The organism is Arthrobacter sp. C9C5 (assembly GCF_013359735.1).
Taxonomy (GTDB): Bacteria; Actinomycetota; Actinomycetes; order Actinomycetales; family Micrococcaceae; genus Arthrobacter.
In genome coordinates this window covers 65,549-79,534 of record NZ_JABFMX010000001.1, presented here as the reverse complement: position 1 = coordinate 79,534, position 13,986 = coordinate 65,549, and the positions used below count along the sequence as shown (strand labels likewise).

The following is a 13,986-nucleotide window of genomic DNA, read 5'->3' as shown; positions in this document are numbered from 1 at the left end:
TATGACGATCCCAATTTCCGGCGAACCCCGCCAGCCCAAGATGCTGATGCAGAACGATCCGTTCAGCCAGCCCGGTTACACGGACAACTTCTATGACGCCGTGGGCGGCCACGAAACCTTCGTGAAGCTGATCGATGTGTTTTACGACGGCGTCGCGACCGACCCGCTGCTGCGTCCGATGTATCCGGAAGAGGACCTCGGGCCGGCCAAGCGGCGCTTCCTGATGTTCCTGGAACAGTACTGGGGCGGCCCCACCACGTACGGCGAGGAGCGCGGCCACCCGCGGCTGCGGATGCGGCACCAGCCGTTCCGCGTCACGCCCGAGGCGAAGGACGCCTGGCTGCACCACATGCGCACCGCCATCGACGCCCTGGAGCTGCCGCCGCTCTACGAGGGGACCCTCTGGGACTACATGGAGCGGGCCGCGCTCTCGATGGTCAACAGCCCTTCCGGGGCCTAGGACCGGACATGGAAAGACCCCGGAGGCACTTGGGGGAATGCCTCCGGGGTCTTTCTGCGTCCAGAATACCCGGCTGGGTATGGGGCGGCAAGTATTTCGTGCGCCTCGATCAACGCCGGCGTCAACGCTTCCCACGTCCTGCGGCGAGCGAGGAGCGCGCGTTGCCCGCCACATGCAGCAGGACCGCAACGGCCAGGAAGGCGAGGAGCACCTCCGCCGTCGTGGTGAGCGCGGCCGGCCAGCCGCCGGCGAGCGTCGGGTCGAGGAAGTCATACACGTACCAGCCGTCGATACCCCCGCGCACCCACGAGAACACGAGGAAAGCGGCCGGGTAGCCCAGCCACGCCAGCGGCCGCCACCAGCTGCCGCGCACGGTCCGCGTAACAAGGAGCCAGTCGAGAGCGGCGAACAGCGGGGCCACGCGGTGGTGGGCGAGCTGCGGCCAGTACAAGTCCAGGCTCCACAAAGGCTCCCCGGGCGGGGCCACAAGCACCACGTAAATGATGCCCGTCATCACCAGATACAAGGCGAGCGCCCCGAACATGCGGTCCCACCATTCCGGCAGCCGGGTCCGCGGCAGGACGGCGGATGCGAGCAGCACAAGCCCGAGGACGAGGTTCGACTGGACCGTGAACTCCGAGTAGAGCTGGGCCACGTCCACGTCGTTGCCAGGGAGCGTCGCGTCACACGTCTTCCGGACCAGGGCCACGAGGACGAAGGCGCCGACGGCGAAACGGAGCAATCGGATCCAGCTGCGGTCCGGATGCAGCGCATCATTGAAGCCAAGATGTCGCAAGACCGGGGGATCCAGCACCGACATGACGCTCATGCGCTCAGTATGGCAGGCCCGATCAGTAGGGTAACCCCATGCTGATAATCCGCGACGAATGCCCCGAGGACCGCGCCGGCCTTGCAGCACTCAGGGCCACGTGGGCCGCAGAACAGGAGCCGGAACCGCAGGACGATCCAGATTTCGAAGACATCTACGGCGGCTGGATGGATGCCAATCCGCGGAAGTTCTTTGTGGCCGAGGAGGACGGCGAACTGGTCGGGATGCTTAACCTCCTCATCTTCGAGCGGATGCCCAAGCCGGGGAAACCGCCCTCCCGCTGGGTCTACCTCGGCAACGTCTATGTGCTGCCGGACTTCCGGAACGCCGGCATCGGAGCACAGCTGGTGCAGACGGCGGTTGAGTTTTCGCAGGGCATCAACGCGGCACGGATGGTGCTCTCGCCGTCGCCCGCGTCCCGGACCTTCTACGCTCGGCTGGGGTTCCAGCCTGCCGACGAGCTCAGCGTTCTCCGGTTCTAAGCCGGAGCCAGGTAGTAGTGCCGGGCTGCGTCCTAGAGCCCTGAGCCGGCGCGGACCAGGACGTGGCCGCGGGGGCTGCTGAGCCGGAACCACCTTCCCGAACGGAAGAGGCTTTGTTCGCCGTCCGCCAGGAAGCCCAGCGTCAGCGCGGCGAACGCCGCCCCGGCGGGCAGTCCGCCGGCGTCGGGCAGCGGCCTGCCCCAGACGGTGGCCCGGGCGTTGTTCACGATGAGGGCGCCGGGCTTGTCCGGGATGATGGCTGCGATCTCGGTGATGCCTGCCTCCGCCGCCAGCCGCAGGACAGTGTCCGGCAGCGCGCCGAGCGGCTCCCAGCCGGCGCGAGGTGCGCCGACGCCGGCCCACGATTCGGTGACGGTCATCGGCGGCACCGGGAATTCGACGTCGTCGGCGCCCGCGCGGGCCAGACGGTCCAACACGGCAGAGAGCGGAACGGTCACATCGAGCTCGGCCGGCGCTGCCAGCGCCACGGTCCGGAGCCCCAGGATGGTGGGGGTGGCCTCCCCCAGCAGCCGGGGCCGGAGCACGCAGACGTACGCGGCCAGGACCGGCCCGGAAGCGTTCAGCCGGATGGCGCCGTCCTCGATGGCCCGGGCGCGGGTGGCGAAGGTGCGCAGGTCGGCCAGGTCGCGGGGATCAGTGAACTGCAGGGGCTGGGTTAGGACGTCAGACACAATCTTGACTCTACCGGCTGTGCCTCTTTTGAGCCGTGCCGGGGTGCCGTCTAGAGTCAAACCATGACTGAAGCCGATGCCGGATTGCAGGCGATGCCCACCGAGGATCCCACCTCCTCGCTCATCCAACTCCTGAACCTCGGTGAGCTGGAGGGCGCACGGACCGACGAGGACATCTTCATGGGCCCCTCGCAGAAGCAGCCGCGGCAGCGCGTCTTCGGCGGCCAGGTGCTGGCCCAGTCCCTCGTGGCGGGCAGTCGCACCGTTCCGGACGGCCGCGCCGTCCACTCCATGCACGGCTATTTCCTCCGGCCGGGCGACGCCAACAAGCCCATCACCTTCGGCGTCCAGCGGTTGCGCGACGGCCGCTCCTTTTCCGCGCGCCGGGTCCACGCGTACCAGGAGGGCATGCCCATCCTGTCGATGATCGCGTCCTTCCAGGACGAGGATGAAGGCATCGAGCACCAGACCGAGATGCCCGCCGGGATACCGGACCCGGAGTCGTTGCCGAGCACGGCTGACCTGCTGGGCAAGTACGACCACCCGGTGGCACGCCACTGGGCCTACGAGCGCCCCTTCGACATCCGCCACGTGGATCCGGCCCTGTACGTCTCCGCGAAAGGACCCAAGGAAGCCCGGAACGCGGTCTGGATGCGTACCTTCGGCCCGATGCCCGATGACCCGGAGATGCACCGCGCCGCACTGGCCTACGCCAGCGACTACACGCTGCTGGAGTCCGTCCTGCGCAAGCACGGCATGAGCTGGATTACCCCGGGAATGTCCGTCGCCAGCCTGGACCACGCCATGTGGTGGCACCGACCCGTCCGCGTGGACGAGTGGTTGCTCTACGTCCAGGAATCCCCCAGCGCGCAGGGTGCCCGCGGCCTGGCGACCGGCAAGATCTTCAGCCGCGACGGCCGGCACGTCGCGACGGTGGCCCAGGAGGGCATGATCCGGGTGCCGACCGACTTCAAGAACAAGGTCAAGGGCGCCGTCCAGACCAAGGTGCTGGAGCACCAGATGCGCAAGGCCGACCGCGGCTGACCCAGACACGCGAAAGGGCCGGCTCCCCGTGGGGAGCCGGCCCTTTTGCGCAGGCCCTGACGGGACCGCTTTGCGGACTTAGTCGCGGGTGAGGCGGCGGTGCGTCACGCGGTGCGGCTTGGCCGCGTCGGGGCCGAGGCGCTCGATCTTGTTCTCCTCGTAGGATTCGAAGTTGCCCTCGAACCAGTACCACTTGGAAGGGTTCTCCTCGTCGCCTTCGTAGGCGAGGATGTGGGTGGCCACCCGGTCCAGGAACCAGCGGTCGTGCGAGACCACGACGGCGCAGCCCGGGAATTCGAGCAGGGCGTTTTCGAGGCTGCTGAGAGTCTCGACGTCGAGGTCGTTAGTCGGTTCGTCGAGGAGCAGCAGGTTACCGCCCTGCTTGAGGGTCAGGGCCAGGTTCAGGCGGTTGCGTTCACCACCGGAGAGCACGCCTGCCTTCTTCTGCTGGTCCGGGCCCTTGAAGCCGAACGCGGCAACATAGGCGCGGGACGGCATCTCGACCTGGCCGACCTGGATGAAATCGAGGCCGTCGGAGACGACCTCCCACAGGGTCTTGTTCGGGTCGATCCCGCCACGGCTCTGGTCCGCGTAGGAGATCTTGACGGAGTCGCCGATCTTCAGTTCGCCGCCGTCGAGGGGCTCCAGCCCAACGATCGTCTTGAACAGTGTGGTCTTGCCGACACCGTTCGGGCCGATGACGCCGACGATGCCGTTGCGCGGAAGCGTGAAGGTCAGGCCGTCGATCAGCGTGCGGTCCTCGAAGCCCTTCTGGAGGTTCTTGGCCTCCAGGACCAGGCCGCCAAGGCGCGGTCCCGGCGGGATCTGGATCTCTTCGAAGTCGAGCTTGCGGGTGCGGTCCGCCTCGGCGGCCATTTCCTCGTAGCGTGCCAGACGGGCCTTGGACTTGGTCTGGCGGCCCTTGGCGTTAGAGCGAACCCACTCGAGTTCCTCGGAGAGGCGCTTGGCCTGCTTTGCGTCCTTCTTGCCCTGGACCTCCAGGCGGGCACGCTTCTTCTCGAGGTACGTGGAGTAGTTGCCCTCGTACGGGTACAGGTGGCCGCGGTCCACCTCGGCGATCCATTCCGCCACGTGGTCCAGGAAGTACCGGTCGTGGGTGACGGCGAGGACGGCGCCCGGGTAGGAGGAGAGGTGCTGTTCAAGCCACAGCACGCTCTCGGCGTCGAGGTGGTTGGTGGGCTCGTCAAGGAGCAGCAGGTCCGGCTTCTGCAGCAGGAGCTTGCAGAGGGCGACGCGTCGGCGCTCACCACCGGAGAGCAGCGTGACATCGGCGTCGGCCGGCGGGCAGCGCAGGGCATCCATGGCCTGCTCGAGCTGGGAGTCGAGGTCCCAGGCGTCGGCAGCGTCGATGGCTTCCTGCAACTGGCCCATTTCCTCAAGGAGGGCGTCGTAGTCAGCGTCGGGGTTGGCCATCTCTTCGGAGATCTCGTTGAAGCGCTGGATCTTGCCGTAGATCTCGCCGACGCCTTCCTGGACGTTGCCCAGAACGGTCTTGTCCTCATTCAACGGCGGCTCCTGCAGCAGGATGCCGACGGTGTAGCCCGGGCTCAGCCGGGCCTCGCCGTTGGAGGGAGTGTCCAGGCCGGCCATGATCTTGAGAATGGTGGACTTACCGGCACCATTCGGGCCAACAACACCAATCTTGGCCCCCGGGAAGAAGGACATGCTCACGTCGTCGAGGATAAGTTTTTCGCCAACGGCCTTACGGGCCTTGGTCATTGTGTAGATAAATTCCGCCATGCCTACAAATCTAGTGGCTTGACGCGGATAACTCACATTCCGGGGCCCGGCCAGCCGGAGGCCCGGCACCGGGTCTCCGGACGGTCTCTAGGCGGGTGAGCCCGCGAAACAGCGGCCATCCGCCAAGACGGCCAACACGGTCACCGCCACCGTACCGTTGCGCAGCTGGGCAACGACGCAGTCCCGGTCTTGCCGGACCGCGGCCTCCACAGCGTCAGCCTGCAGCCCGGTGGGGGTTCGGCTCGCCGTAACTTCGATGGCGTCCCGCGGGAATCCGGCTTCGACGAGGGCCGCCCGGATCTGTTCCGTTCCGGGCTCGGCCTCCCTGGCCACCTTCGCCAAGGCCGCCTCTACCCGGGCCGTGGCCGCCGAGGTGGCAGGGCCCGCTGTCGCTGCCGCGGAAGGGACCTGGGCGGGTGCGGGCCGGGCCATGCCCGGCGGTGTTTCTGCGGAGTGGACGTCAGCCGCCGCTCCCCCATTGCCGCCAGCGGCCGCAGAACAACCAGCCGTTGATGCAAGCAGCAGGGTAAGCGCCCCAAGCACCGGCAGCACCGCCTGGTATTGAGTGTTCGTCCGGGCTCGCTTCACCCGGCAATTCTGCCATGGGCGGCCGTCCGCCGGCCTCAGGCGGCGGCCCCCTTCAATTCGCCGGTCTCTGCGTCAAAATCCTGCTCGTCATCGTCCGACCCGGCATCGTCGGCGCCTTCATCGTCCGTGCCGGCGTCCACGCCGCGGTCCTCGTCGGGGGCGTCGTGCCCGCCGTCGGTCCGTTCGGGGGATGCGGCGTCCTGGCCGGGCACCGGGCCGTTGGCGGCGGTGCGCGTGAAGTTGGCGGACCCCCACATCAGGTCGTGGCCGACAGACTCGGCGTCGATTTCTGCCACGTGATAGACGCGGCCGTCCTTTTCCCAGCTGCGCATCTTGAGCCGGCCCACGATGATGACGCGCTGACCCTTTTTGATGCTGCAGCCTATGTTTCCGGCCAGCTGGCGGTATCCCTGCACCGTGAACCAGTTGGTGTTTCCGTCCACCCAGGCGTTCGCGGAGCGGTCAAAACGCCGCTCCGTCGAGCCCAGCCGGAAGGAAGCGGTGGCGACCCCGCCCGGCGTCGTCGAGCTCCTGATCTCCGAGGCGACGAAGCCGCGGACCGTGATGCTGTCGTTCATTGGTCTGTCCTGTCTTGAATAGTCGCTGCCTTGAACAGGCTCTGTCCTGAATATGCCCTGTCCTGAATAAGCCATGTCTTGAGAACGCTCGCTCGATTGGTCTTGCCTACCGAGCAGTTCCAGCTTCACGCCCGGGCGCAGCGGCAGGCAGTGCGGGACTGCGCTATGTGGAAAACAGGGTCGGCGAGGCAGGCGCGGGCACGCTTGACTGGCGGGGCGCGCGGGGCACTGTAAACTTCTTGAGGCGTCCCCGGCAGCAGCCGGGCGGGACGCCGAACGTGCCCCAGTAGCTCAGGGGATAGAGCAGCGGCCTTCTAATCCGCCGGTCGGGGGTTCGATTCCCTCCTGGGGCACAACGTGCGGTCCTGGTCGCGGATCATCCGCCGTCCAGGGCCGCACCCTTTCCGCCTCGAGGCCCGCTACGACGCGAAGCCGCGCCCCTTCAGATCCATTTGTTGTGCCGGAAGGTCAGGTAAAGGGCCACGCCCATCACCAGCATCAGCCCCAGCGCCATGGGATAGCCGAAGATCCAGTCGAGCTCCGGGATCAGGCGGAAGTTCATGCCGTAGATCGACGCGATCAACGTGGGCGCGAAGAGAATGGCGGCCCAGGACGAGATCCGCTTGGTCTGTTCGTTCTGGGCGATGCTCGATTCCGTGAGGAGCCGCATTTCATCGTTCTGCCGCTGCGCCACGAGGGCTGCGTTGACCGCGAGCGCGTTCTGGAGCAGGGCGCGGAACGCGGTGATCCGTTCACTCAGGCGCAGCACGTGGTCCAGCACATCGCGGAAGTGGTCCTGCAGCTCCGGGTCCGGCACGTGGTTGGGGGCGCCAGCCCGAAGTGCCTGCAAAATAACGGTCAGCGGCGCCGTCGCGCGCTGGAACATGATCACCTGCCGCGAGAGTTCGTAGATCCTGCGGGAAACTCCCGGATCGGCGGCGAACAGCTCGTCTTCAATCTCGTCGACGTCGTTCTCCAGGCCGGCGGCAACGGGCTCGTACTCATCGACCACCTGGTCGAGGATGGCGTACAGCACGGCGTCCGGCCCAAGCGCCAGGAACTCCGGCTGGGACTCCATCCGACGGCGCACCCGTGCCAGGTCCGGTGATTCCGCGTGGCGGACGGTGACCACAAAATCGGGGCCGGTGAAAATATGAATCTCGCCGAACTGGACCTTCTCCACCTCATCCAGGTACCGGGCCGGCCGCAGCACCAGGAAGTGGGTGTCACCGTAGTGTTCGAGCTTGGCGCGCTGATGGCCGGCGAGCGCGTCCTCCACCGCCAGATGGTTCAGGTCGAATTCCTCGGCCACCGAGCGGAGCTCCGCTGCGTCCGGACGGTAGAGGCCGATCCAGGCCATGCCCTGGCGCTGCCGCAACAGGAAGTACGTCTCGTCCAGGTCGTCCGGGTCCGCGGTCCGGTACCCGTCCACGTAGACGGCGTTGTCGACGATCGTCACGGCTATGCCTCCTCGCCTGAACGCCCCCGGCTCCGGGCGCCCCTTTGGCTGTGACGCTATACCCCCGCCCGCCCGGTGCCAACAGCCTGCCTTCTCGCGCCTGCCACGGCCGGACTGAGCCGCAACGCGCCCCTCAGCTGCAGGCCTGCTCCGCCATCAGCACGCTTAGTATTGAGGTGACAGGCAGGACACCAGGGAAAACCTGAGCGACCCGCCCGCTATCGAAAGGTACGGCCGCCATGACCCAGACACCCCACGGATTCGATCCCCGGGATCCCCGCGATTCCCAGGATCCCCGCAACGCCGCTCCCGCGCAGTACCCGGTGTCGCCGGAGGCCCCGTCCGGCCCCGTCGAGGGCTACCCCGCCGGCGGCCCGGCAGACGGCACCGACCTCGGCACCGGGGCCCCAGTGGACGCAATAGCCGTTCCGCGCGACGAAACTCCCCGCGCCGAGACGCCGGAACCGAAGGCCGCTGCACCGGAACCCCGCCGGGTCACCCGCGCGGGCATGGTGTGGACCGCGGTTGCCAGCGCGCTGGTGGTGCTGATCCTGCTGATCGTCTTCATCCTGCAGAACCAGGTCTATGTCCAGGTGAAGTTCTTCGGCCTGGAGGGGTCCGTCCCGCTCGGCGTTGCGCTCTTCATCGCCGCGGTCGGCGGCGGGGTGCTGGTCGCCATCGCCGGAGCGGCCCGCATCATCCAGTTGCGGCTCGCAACGCATCGCCAGCGCATCCGACTGGCTGGCCAGGGCACCCGGACCCGCTGATCACCAGCGGGCCCGGCGCCGCCCACCGTCCCTAGGGCAGCGTCAAAATGACCGGGCCCTCCGCGGTGATCGCCACGGTGTGCTCGCTGTGGGCCGCCCGGCGTCCGTTGGCTGAACGCAGGGTCCATTCGTCGTCGTCGTGGTAGTAGTCGCCTTTGCCGCCGAGGATCAGCATGGGTTCGATCGCGATGACCAGACCTTCGGTCAGCTTGATGCCCCGGCCCGGCCGCCCGTCGTTGGGCACGGGCGGCTCCGCGTGCATGGTCCGGCCAATGCCGTGGCCGCCGTGGTCGGCGAGCAGCCCGTAACCGGCCCGGCGCGCGGCCCCGCCGATCGCGTACGCTACGTCGCCCATCTTGTTGCCGATCCGCGCCGCCTCAATGCCGCGGGCCAGGGCCTCGTCGGTGGCGTCGATCAGTGCCTGGTCCACCGGGTCTGCCGTGCCCACGATGAAGCTGACGGCGGCGTCCCCGCACCAGCCCGCCAGGAAGGCACCGCAGTCCACACTGAGCAGGTCGCCGTCTTCGAGCCGGTAATCGTTGGGGATGCCGTGCACCACGGCGTCGTTGACGGACGTGCAGATCACGCCGGGGAAAGGAATGGAGGCCCAGCGGGGACGGTAGTTCAGGAACGCCGGCGTGGCGGCCGCCTCGGCCATCACCTGCGCGGCCACGCCGTCGAGGTCCTTGAGGGACACGCCGACGGCGGCAGCCTCACGCACCTGCGCCAGCGCGTTCGCCACCACCCGTCCGGCCTCGCGCATCAGGGCGATCTCTTCGGGGCTCTTGATCATGGACATGGGGCTTCCTTCCGACGCGGGAGCAGGTGGCTCCTGAGGCTCAGATGACGGGCCGGGTGGTCACCGGTTCCGACGGTTTGCTGAACAGCTGCTTGGTCTTCGGATCGAGGAAGATCAGGTACAGCGCGAACAGCAGGGCGATGATGGCAGCGGCGTTGCGGGCCAGGGCGAGCGCGAGGCCCAGGTCGTCCGTCTGCAGGTAGGGGAAGACTTCCAGCTGGTCCGAAATGGCGTAGACCATGAAGAAGGACACCATGAAGTACACCGCCTTGACCTGCCAGTCGTCCCGGATGCCGGTCACCGCAAAGAGCGGGATGAGCCAGACGACGTACCAGGACTGGATCATCGGGGCGAGGAAGACGACGGCGGCGAAGGCCAGGGTGAGGCGTCGCATCAGCCGGTCGAAGTCGCCGCGGAAGATCTGCCAGCCGACGATTCCGAGCGCCAGCAGCTTCCCGGCGTCGTACACCCACTTGGCCATCCCCCAGCCGTCCAGGCTGAAGGCGTTGAAAATCGAGGCGACAATGAGCCCCAGCAGGCCGACCGGCGCGTACCAGATCCAGATGCTGCCCGGGGCGGAGAGCCCGTTGATCCAGCCGAACCCGAAGCCGTTGACCAGACTCATGGCGTACAGCAGCGCCAGGCTGATGCCGGCGGTGAGGGCCCAGAAGACGAACTTGCGCGGCCAGCTGGCGTTCTTGCCCGCCCACAGCAGGCCGATGAACGGCAGGAACACGATCGTGATGGGTTTGACCGAGATGGAGAGCGTGACCAGGACCAGGCCAAGCAGCACGCGCTTGGTGGCGCAGTAGTACAGGCCGGCGAGGGCCAGGCCGATCATCAGGGCATCGTTGTGCACACTGGCGATGAAGTTGGTCAGGAACAACGGGTTGGCGGCGGTGAGCCAGAGGGCGCGGTGCGGGTTGACGCCGTGGAGCTCGGCCAGTTTCGGCACGTAGATCACGCAGAGCACGATTCCGAGCAGGGCCGCGAGCCGGAACAGCATGATGCTGGCCTCGGGGTGGACGTTCGTGGACCAGACAACGAACTGTTCAATCCAGAGGAAGAGCTGCCCGTACGGCACGGGAGCCTCGGTCCACATCTTGTCCGCGCCCAGCTGGAAGTAGTTGGACAGCGCCGAGATGCCGTTCTCGTAGGGGTTGAAGCCTTCCACCATCAGGCGGCCCTGGCCGATATAGGCGTAGACGTCGCGGCTGAACAAGGGGACGGAGAACATCATCGGCAGCCCCCACGCAGCCACCGCCAGCAGCGTCGCCTTGCGGGCACCGGGGCCCCAGGTCCGCACCCGCTGCCCCAGCCGGAGCCAGGCGCGGACCAGGAGCATTCCGCCGACCGCCAGGAGCACAATGCTCAGCCCGACACCCACCGCCTCGGTCCGCATCCAGATGAACAAGGGCAGGCGCCGCAGTTCGGAGACCGGAGCGAGCCAGCCGACGCCGAGCGAGCCGACCGCCATGAACACGGAGCCAAGGAATCCGGCAAGGATCGGCGACCTGGCGTTGTCCACATCAGCAACAACGGCCTTCGGGGACTGGCGGGAGGTACCGGCAGCCGTTTCCCCCGCCGCAGGTACAGGCGCCGTCATCTCAGGATCGTCCAATCTCTTGTGGGGCTCGTTTTGGCCCGCAGCGGACCGACAAGCCGGCCATGGGGCACGCCGCGATGACGAAAATCTTCGACGGCCGCGTACCCGAAATCCTAGCACCGGACCGCTCAGCGGCGGCGGAACGGTAGGCTGGGCGGGTGCCTATATCTAATGAACGCATCGTGTGGATCGACTGCGAAATGACCGGCCTGGACTCCAAGAACGACGCCCTCATCGAGGTCGCGGCCCTGGTGACGGATTCGGAACTCAACATCCTCGGTGACGGCGTCGACGTCGTGATCAAGCCGGACGACGCCGCGCTGGCCCAAATGAACGACTTCGTGCGCGACATGCACACCCGGTCCGGGCTGCTGGCGGAACTCCCCCACGGCAAGACCATGGCCGAAGCCCAGGCCGTCGTGCTCGAGTACATCAAGAAGTGGGTGCCGGACCCGAAGAAGGCCCCGCTGGGCGGCAACTCGGTGGGCACCGACCGCGTGTTCCTGGTCCGCGACATGCCGGAGCTGGTGGAACACCTGCACTACCGCGTGATCGATGTCAGCACCATCAAGGAACTCTCCCGGCGCTGGTACGCCCGGGCGTACTTCCAGTCCCCCGCCAAGCTCGGCGGCCACCGTGCCCTGGGCGACATCAAGGATTCCATCGACGAGCTCCGCTACTACCGGGAGGCTGTCTTCGTGCCCGCACCGGGTCCGGACAGCGCCACGGCGCAGCGGATCGCGAAGTCGATCATGGCCCCGGCGGATGCACCCGCAGACGCGCCGGCAGCAGCACCCGCGGAGTAATCTCCACCACGTTTAGGGAAAATTTCGTCGAATTCGAGGAAAGTGGCAAAACCACCCCCAAACAGCAGGTAAGCTATTTGTCGTTGCCTTTTCAGCCAGCCGGTTCGCCGGAAGGCATGGCGGGGCACATGGTGGGCGTAGCTCAGTTGGCAGAGCGCCTGGTTGTGGTCCAGGAGGTCGCGGGTTCAACCCCCGTCGCTCACCCTCACAAAGGACGGTAGAATTGTCCGACCTTTCCCAAAGGCCGCACCGGATATCCGGTGCGGCCTTTGTTGTCTGTCCAGTCTTGTCCATGCGTGGAAGGAACCGCGATGAAGCGCCAGCTCTTTGAAGAAGACCACGAGATGTTCCGTGAGATGGCTGCGGAGTTCAACGCGCGGGCGGTGGCCCCGCACTACGGCCAGTGGGACCAGGACCACATGATGCCCCGCTCGCTTTGGACCGCGGCCGGCGAGCAGGGCCTGCTGGGGCTCGCCGTTCCCGAAGAGTTCGGCGGCCTGGGCATGGACGACTACCGCTTCCGTGCCGTGCTGGACGAGGAATTCGCCAAGAGCAACCACCTGGCCGTGGGCCTGGCCTTCCACCTGCACGATGACATGGTCCTCCCCCACCTGCTGGCCTACGGCTCAGACGATCTCAAAGCGCGCTGGCTGCCGGGCATGGTCTCCGGAGAGACGGTCACCTCGGTCGCCTGGACCGAGCCCGGCGCCGGCTCCGACCTCCGCGGCATCCGCACCAAGGCCGTGCGCGACGGCGACGACTGGCTCATCACCGGCCAGAAGACCTTCATCGGCAACGGCATCTCCGGCGACGCGTCCCTGGTCCTGGCCCGCACCGACGGCAGCACCGGGCGGGGCGGCCGCGACTCCTTCTCGCTCTTCATGGTGCGCAAGTCCGAGGGCTACAACACCGGCAACCAGCTGGACAAGATGGGGCTGAAGGCCTCGGACACCGCTGAGCTGTTCTTCGACAACGTCCGGGTGCCTCACGCGGACCTGGTCGGCGAAGAAGGCAAGGGGCTGCAGTACGCCGCCGAGCAGCTCCCCCAGGGCCGGCTGGCCATCGCCGTAGCCAGTTCCGCCGTCGTCCGCGCCGTCTACGAGGCGACCGTGACGTACACGAAGGACCGCAACGCGTTCGGCGAGCGGATCATCGATTTCCAGAACAGCCGCTTTGAACTGGCCGACATCCTCACCGAGGTTGAAGTCACTGAAACCTACGTGGACCAGGCCATCCGGGCGTTCAACGCGGGCGAGCTCGACGCCGCCTCGGCGGCACGGGCCAAGCTCTGGGCCTCTGAGCGGGCCAAGTCCGTCACCGACCGGTGCCTGCAGCTGCACGGCGGCTACGGCTACATCCTGGAGTACCCGGTGGCGCAGGCCTTCCTCGCGGCCCGGCTGCTCACCATCTTCGGCGGCACGAACGAAATCATGCGCGACGTCGTCGGCCGCACCATCGCAGGCTGACCGCCGCAGCACCAGCAGCCAACAGCACCAAAGGAACTCTTTCGACATGACAGTCCTACCCATCACGATCTGGGGCGAACCCGTGCTGCACCGCCGGGCCGCCGAAGTTGAGGTCTTCGACGACGAGCTCCGCACCCTGATCGCGGACATGTTCGAGACCAACGACGCCGCCAACGGCGTCGGCCTGGCCGCGCCCCAGGTCGGCGTGGGCAAGCGGCTTTTCGTCTACAAGTACGCCAACGACGACGGCGCCCCGCCCTCCGGCGTCGTCGTCAACCCGGTGCTGACCCTCTCCAAGGTCTCCGGGGCGCTGCCGGACCCGGACGAGGAAGAGGAGGGCTGCCTGTCCTTCCCGGGCGGGCAGTACCCGCTCAAACGCGCCGAATGGGCCCGGGTGCAGGGCTTCGACGGCGACGGCAACCCCGTCGAGTTCGAGGCAACGGGCTGGTTCGCTCGGGTGATCCAGCATGAATACGACCACCTCGACGGCAAGCTGTACGTCAACCGGCTGATCGACCGGTACTCCCGCAAGGCGATGAAGCAGGCCAAGAAGAGCGGCTGGGGCGTCCCCGGGCTGACGTGGATGCCGGGTGTGGACCCCGACCCGTTCGGCCACTAGCGCGCCGGCGGCCTACTCCCAAAGGCGGGA

At 67.2% G+C, this 13,986-nt stretch carries 15 protein-coding genes and 2 tRNA genes; 9 read left to right on the top strand and 8 right to left on the bottom strand.

Annotation, left to right across the window (positions count from 1 at the left end; translation table 11 throughout):
• Window position 1: 1 nt before the first annotated feature.
• On the top strand, window positions 2–460 hold the full coding sequence (locus HNO80_RS00430) for a globin (protein WP_283810418.1): 459 nt from the start codon (window positions 2–4) through the stop codon (window positions 458–460).
• Between the two features lie 121 nt (window positions 461–581).
• Here the strand turns inward: HNO80_RS00430 and HNO80_RS00425 are convergent, their stop codons facing one another.
• Window positions 582–1,289, bottom strand: coding sequence for a Pr6Pr family membrane protein (locus HNO80_RS00425; RefSeq protein WP_175320901.1), 708 nt, complete (start codon window positions 1,287–1,289; stop codon window positions 582–584).
• Window positions 1,290–1,327: 38 nt separating this feature from the next.
• On the opposite strand from HNO80_RS00425, the gene HNO80_RS00420 reads away from it, so the two are divergent.
• Window positions 1,328–1,771 (top strand): GNAT family N-acetyltransferase, encoded by a 444-nt coding sequence (locus HNO80_RS00420; RefSeq protein ID WP_175320900.1) that lies wholly within the window; start codon window positions 1,328–1,330, stop codon window positions 1,769–1,771.
• Between the two features lie 32 nt (window positions 1,772–1,803).
• On the opposite strand, the gene HNO80_RS00415 is transcribed toward HNO80_RS00420, so the two are convergent.
• Complete coding sequence (locus HNO80_RS00415; RefSeq protein WP_175320899.1) at window positions 1,804–2,463, bottom strand: DUF8185 domain-containing protein; 660 nt, start codon at window positions 2,461–2,463, stop codon at window positions 1,804–1,806.
• Window positions 2,464–2,526: 63 nt separating this feature from the next.
• Here HNO80_RS00415 and tesB point away from each other — a divergent pair, with 63 nt between their 5' ends.
• Window positions 2,527–3,507 (top strand): acyl-CoA thioesterase II, encoded by a 981-nt coding sequence (gene tesB / locus HNO80_RS00410; RefSeq protein ID WP_175320898.1) that lies wholly within the window; start codon window positions 2,527–2,529, stop codon window positions 3,505–3,507.
• Between the two features lie 78 nt (window positions 3,508–3,585).
• Here tesB and ettA read toward each other — a convergent pair whose 3' ends face one another.
• From ettA to HNO80_RS00395, 3 genes are all read right to left on the bottom strand, one after another.
• Window positions 3,586–5,268, bottom strand: coding sequence for an energy-dependent translational throttle protein EttA (gene ettA, locus HNO80_RS00405; RefSeq protein ID WP_175320897.1), 1,683 nt, complete (start codon window positions 5,266–5,268; stop codon window positions 3,586–3,588).
• Between the two features lie 87 nt (window positions 5,269–5,355).
• Window positions 5,356–5,700 (bottom strand): DUF6993 domain-containing protein, encoded by a 345-nt coding sequence (locus HNO80_RS00400; RefSeq protein ID WP_249777073.1) that lies wholly within the window; start codon window positions 5,698–5,700, stop codon window positions 5,356–5,358.
• Between the two features lie 191 nt (window positions 5,701–5,891).
• Entirely contained in the window at window positions 5,892–6,434 is a 543-nt protein-coding gene (locus tag HNO80_RS00395; RefSeq protein WP_175320896.1) for a single-stranded DNA-binding protein, read from the bottom strand.
• Between the two features lie 280 nt (window positions 6,435–6,714).
• On the opposite strand from HNO80_RS00395, the gene HNO80_RS00390 reads away from it, so the two are divergent.
• Window positions 6,715–6,787: transfer RNA gene (locus HNO80_RS00390), tRNA-Arg, on the top strand.
• 89 nt (window positions 6,788–6,876) lie between these two features.
• On the opposite strand, the gene HNO80_RS00385 is transcribed toward HNO80_RS00390, so the two are convergent.
• Window positions 6,877–7,893: a magnesium and cobalt transport protein CorA gene (locus HNO80_RS00385; protein WP_175320895.1), complete on the bottom strand. Its 1,017-nt coding sequence runs from the start codon at window positions 7,891–7,893 to the stop codon at window positions 6,877–6,879.
• 239 nt (window positions 7,894–8,132) lie between these two features.
• Between HNO80_RS00385 and HNO80_RS00380 the strand changes: the two genes are divergently transcribed.
• On the top strand, window positions 8,133–8,660 hold the full coding sequence (locus HNO80_RS00380) for a LapA family protein (RefSeq protein WP_175320894.1): 528 nt from the start codon (window positions 8,133–8,135) through the stop codon (window positions 8,658–8,660).
• A gap of 31 nt (window positions 8,661–8,691) precedes the next feature.
• Here the strand turns inward: HNO80_RS00380 and map are convergent, their stop codons facing one another.
• Together map and mptB are read right to left on the bottom strand one after the other, a co-directional pair.
• Window positions 8,692–9,459 carry a type I methionyl aminopeptidase gene (gene map / locus HNO80_RS00375; RefSeq protein WP_175320893.1) on the bottom strand — a complete coding sequence of 256 codons (768 nt, stop codon included), beginning with the start codon at window positions 9,457–9,459 and terminating at the stop codon, window positions 8,692–8,694.
• Between the two features lie 40 nt (window positions 9,460–9,499).
• Entirely contained in the window at window positions 9,500–11,065 is a 1,566-nt protein-coding gene (mptB, locus tag HNO80_RS00370) for a polyprenol phosphomannose-dependent alpha 1,6 mannosyltransferase MptB (RefSeq protein ID WP_175320892.1), read from the bottom strand.
• A gap of 158 nt (window positions 11,066–11,223) precedes the next feature.
• On the opposite strand from mptB, the gene orn reads away from it, so the two are divergent.
• The 4 genes from orn (at window position 11,224) to def (ending at window position 13,956) form a co-directional block, all read left to right on the top strand.
• Entirely contained in the window at window positions 11,224–11,871 is a 648-nt protein-coding gene (gene orn / locus HNO80_RS00365; protein ID WP_175320891.1) for an oligoribonuclease, read from the top strand.
• Window positions 11,872–12,002: 131 nt separating this feature from the next.
• Window positions 12,003–12,075, top strand: a tRNA-His gene (locus tag HNO80_RS00360).
• A gap of 107 nt (window positions 12,076–12,182) precedes the next feature.
• Complete coding sequence (locus HNO80_RS00355) at window positions 12,183–13,337, top strand: acyl-CoA dehydrogenase family protein (RefSeq protein WP_175320890.1); 1,155 nt, start codon at window positions 12,183–12,185, stop codon at window positions 13,335–13,337.
• Window positions 13,338–13,383: 46 nt separating this feature from the next.
• A complete protein-coding gene (gene def, locus HNO80_RS00350; RefSeq protein ID WP_175320889.1) occupies window positions 13,384–13,956 on the top strand; it encodes a peptide deformylase in 573 nt (190 codons plus the stop codon).
• The last annotated feature ends 30 nt before the right edge of the window (window positions 13,957–13,986 follow it).

Coding starts and splice junctions, on each gene's coding strand:
- HNO80_RS00355 (WP_175320890.1), top strand. CDS start 12,183: ATGAAGCGCCAGCTCTTTGAAGAAGACCACGAGATGTTCCGTGAGATG.
- tesB (WP_175320898.1), top strand. CDS start 2,527: ATGACTGAAGCCGATGCCGGATTGCAGGCGATGCCCACCGAGGATCCC.
- def (WP_175320889.1), top strand. CDS start 13,384: ATGACAGTCCTACCCATCACGATCTGGGGCGAACCCGTGCTGCACCGC.
- HNO80_RS00400 (WP_249777073.1), bottom strand. CDS start 5,700: ATGGCCCGGCCCGCACCCGCCCAGGTCCCTTCCGCGGCAGCGACAGCG.
- HNO80_RS00420 (WP_175320900.1), top strand. CDS start 1,328: ATGCTGATAATCCGCGACGAATGCCCCGAGGACCGCGCCGGCCTTGCA.
- HNO80_RS00430 (WP_283810418.1), top strand. CDS start 2: ATGACGATCCCAATTTCCGGCGAACCCCGCCAGCCCAAGATGCTGATG.
- HNO80_RS00425 (WP_175320901.1), bottom strand. CDS start 1,289: ATGAGCGTCATGTCGGTGCTGGATCCCCCGGTCTTGCGACATCTTGGC.
- HNO80_RS00395 (WP_175320896.1), bottom strand. CDS start 6,434: ATGAACGACAGCATCACGGTCCGCGGCTTCGTCGCCTCGGAGATCAGG.
- map (WP_175320893.1), bottom strand. CDS start 9,459: ATGTCCATGATCAAGAGCCCCGAAGAGATCGCCCTGATGCGCGAGGCC.
- ettA (WP_175320897.1), bottom strand. CDS start 5,268: ATGGCGGAATTTATCTACACAATGACCAAGGCCCGTAAGGCCGTTGGC.
- HNO80_RS00380 (WP_175320894.1), top strand. CDS start 8,133: ATGACCCAGACACCCCACGGATTCGATCCCCGGGATCCCCGCGATTCC.
- mptB (WP_175320892.1), bottom strand. CDS start 11,065: ATGACGGCGCCTGTACCTGCGGCGGGGGAAACGGCTGCCGGTACCTCC.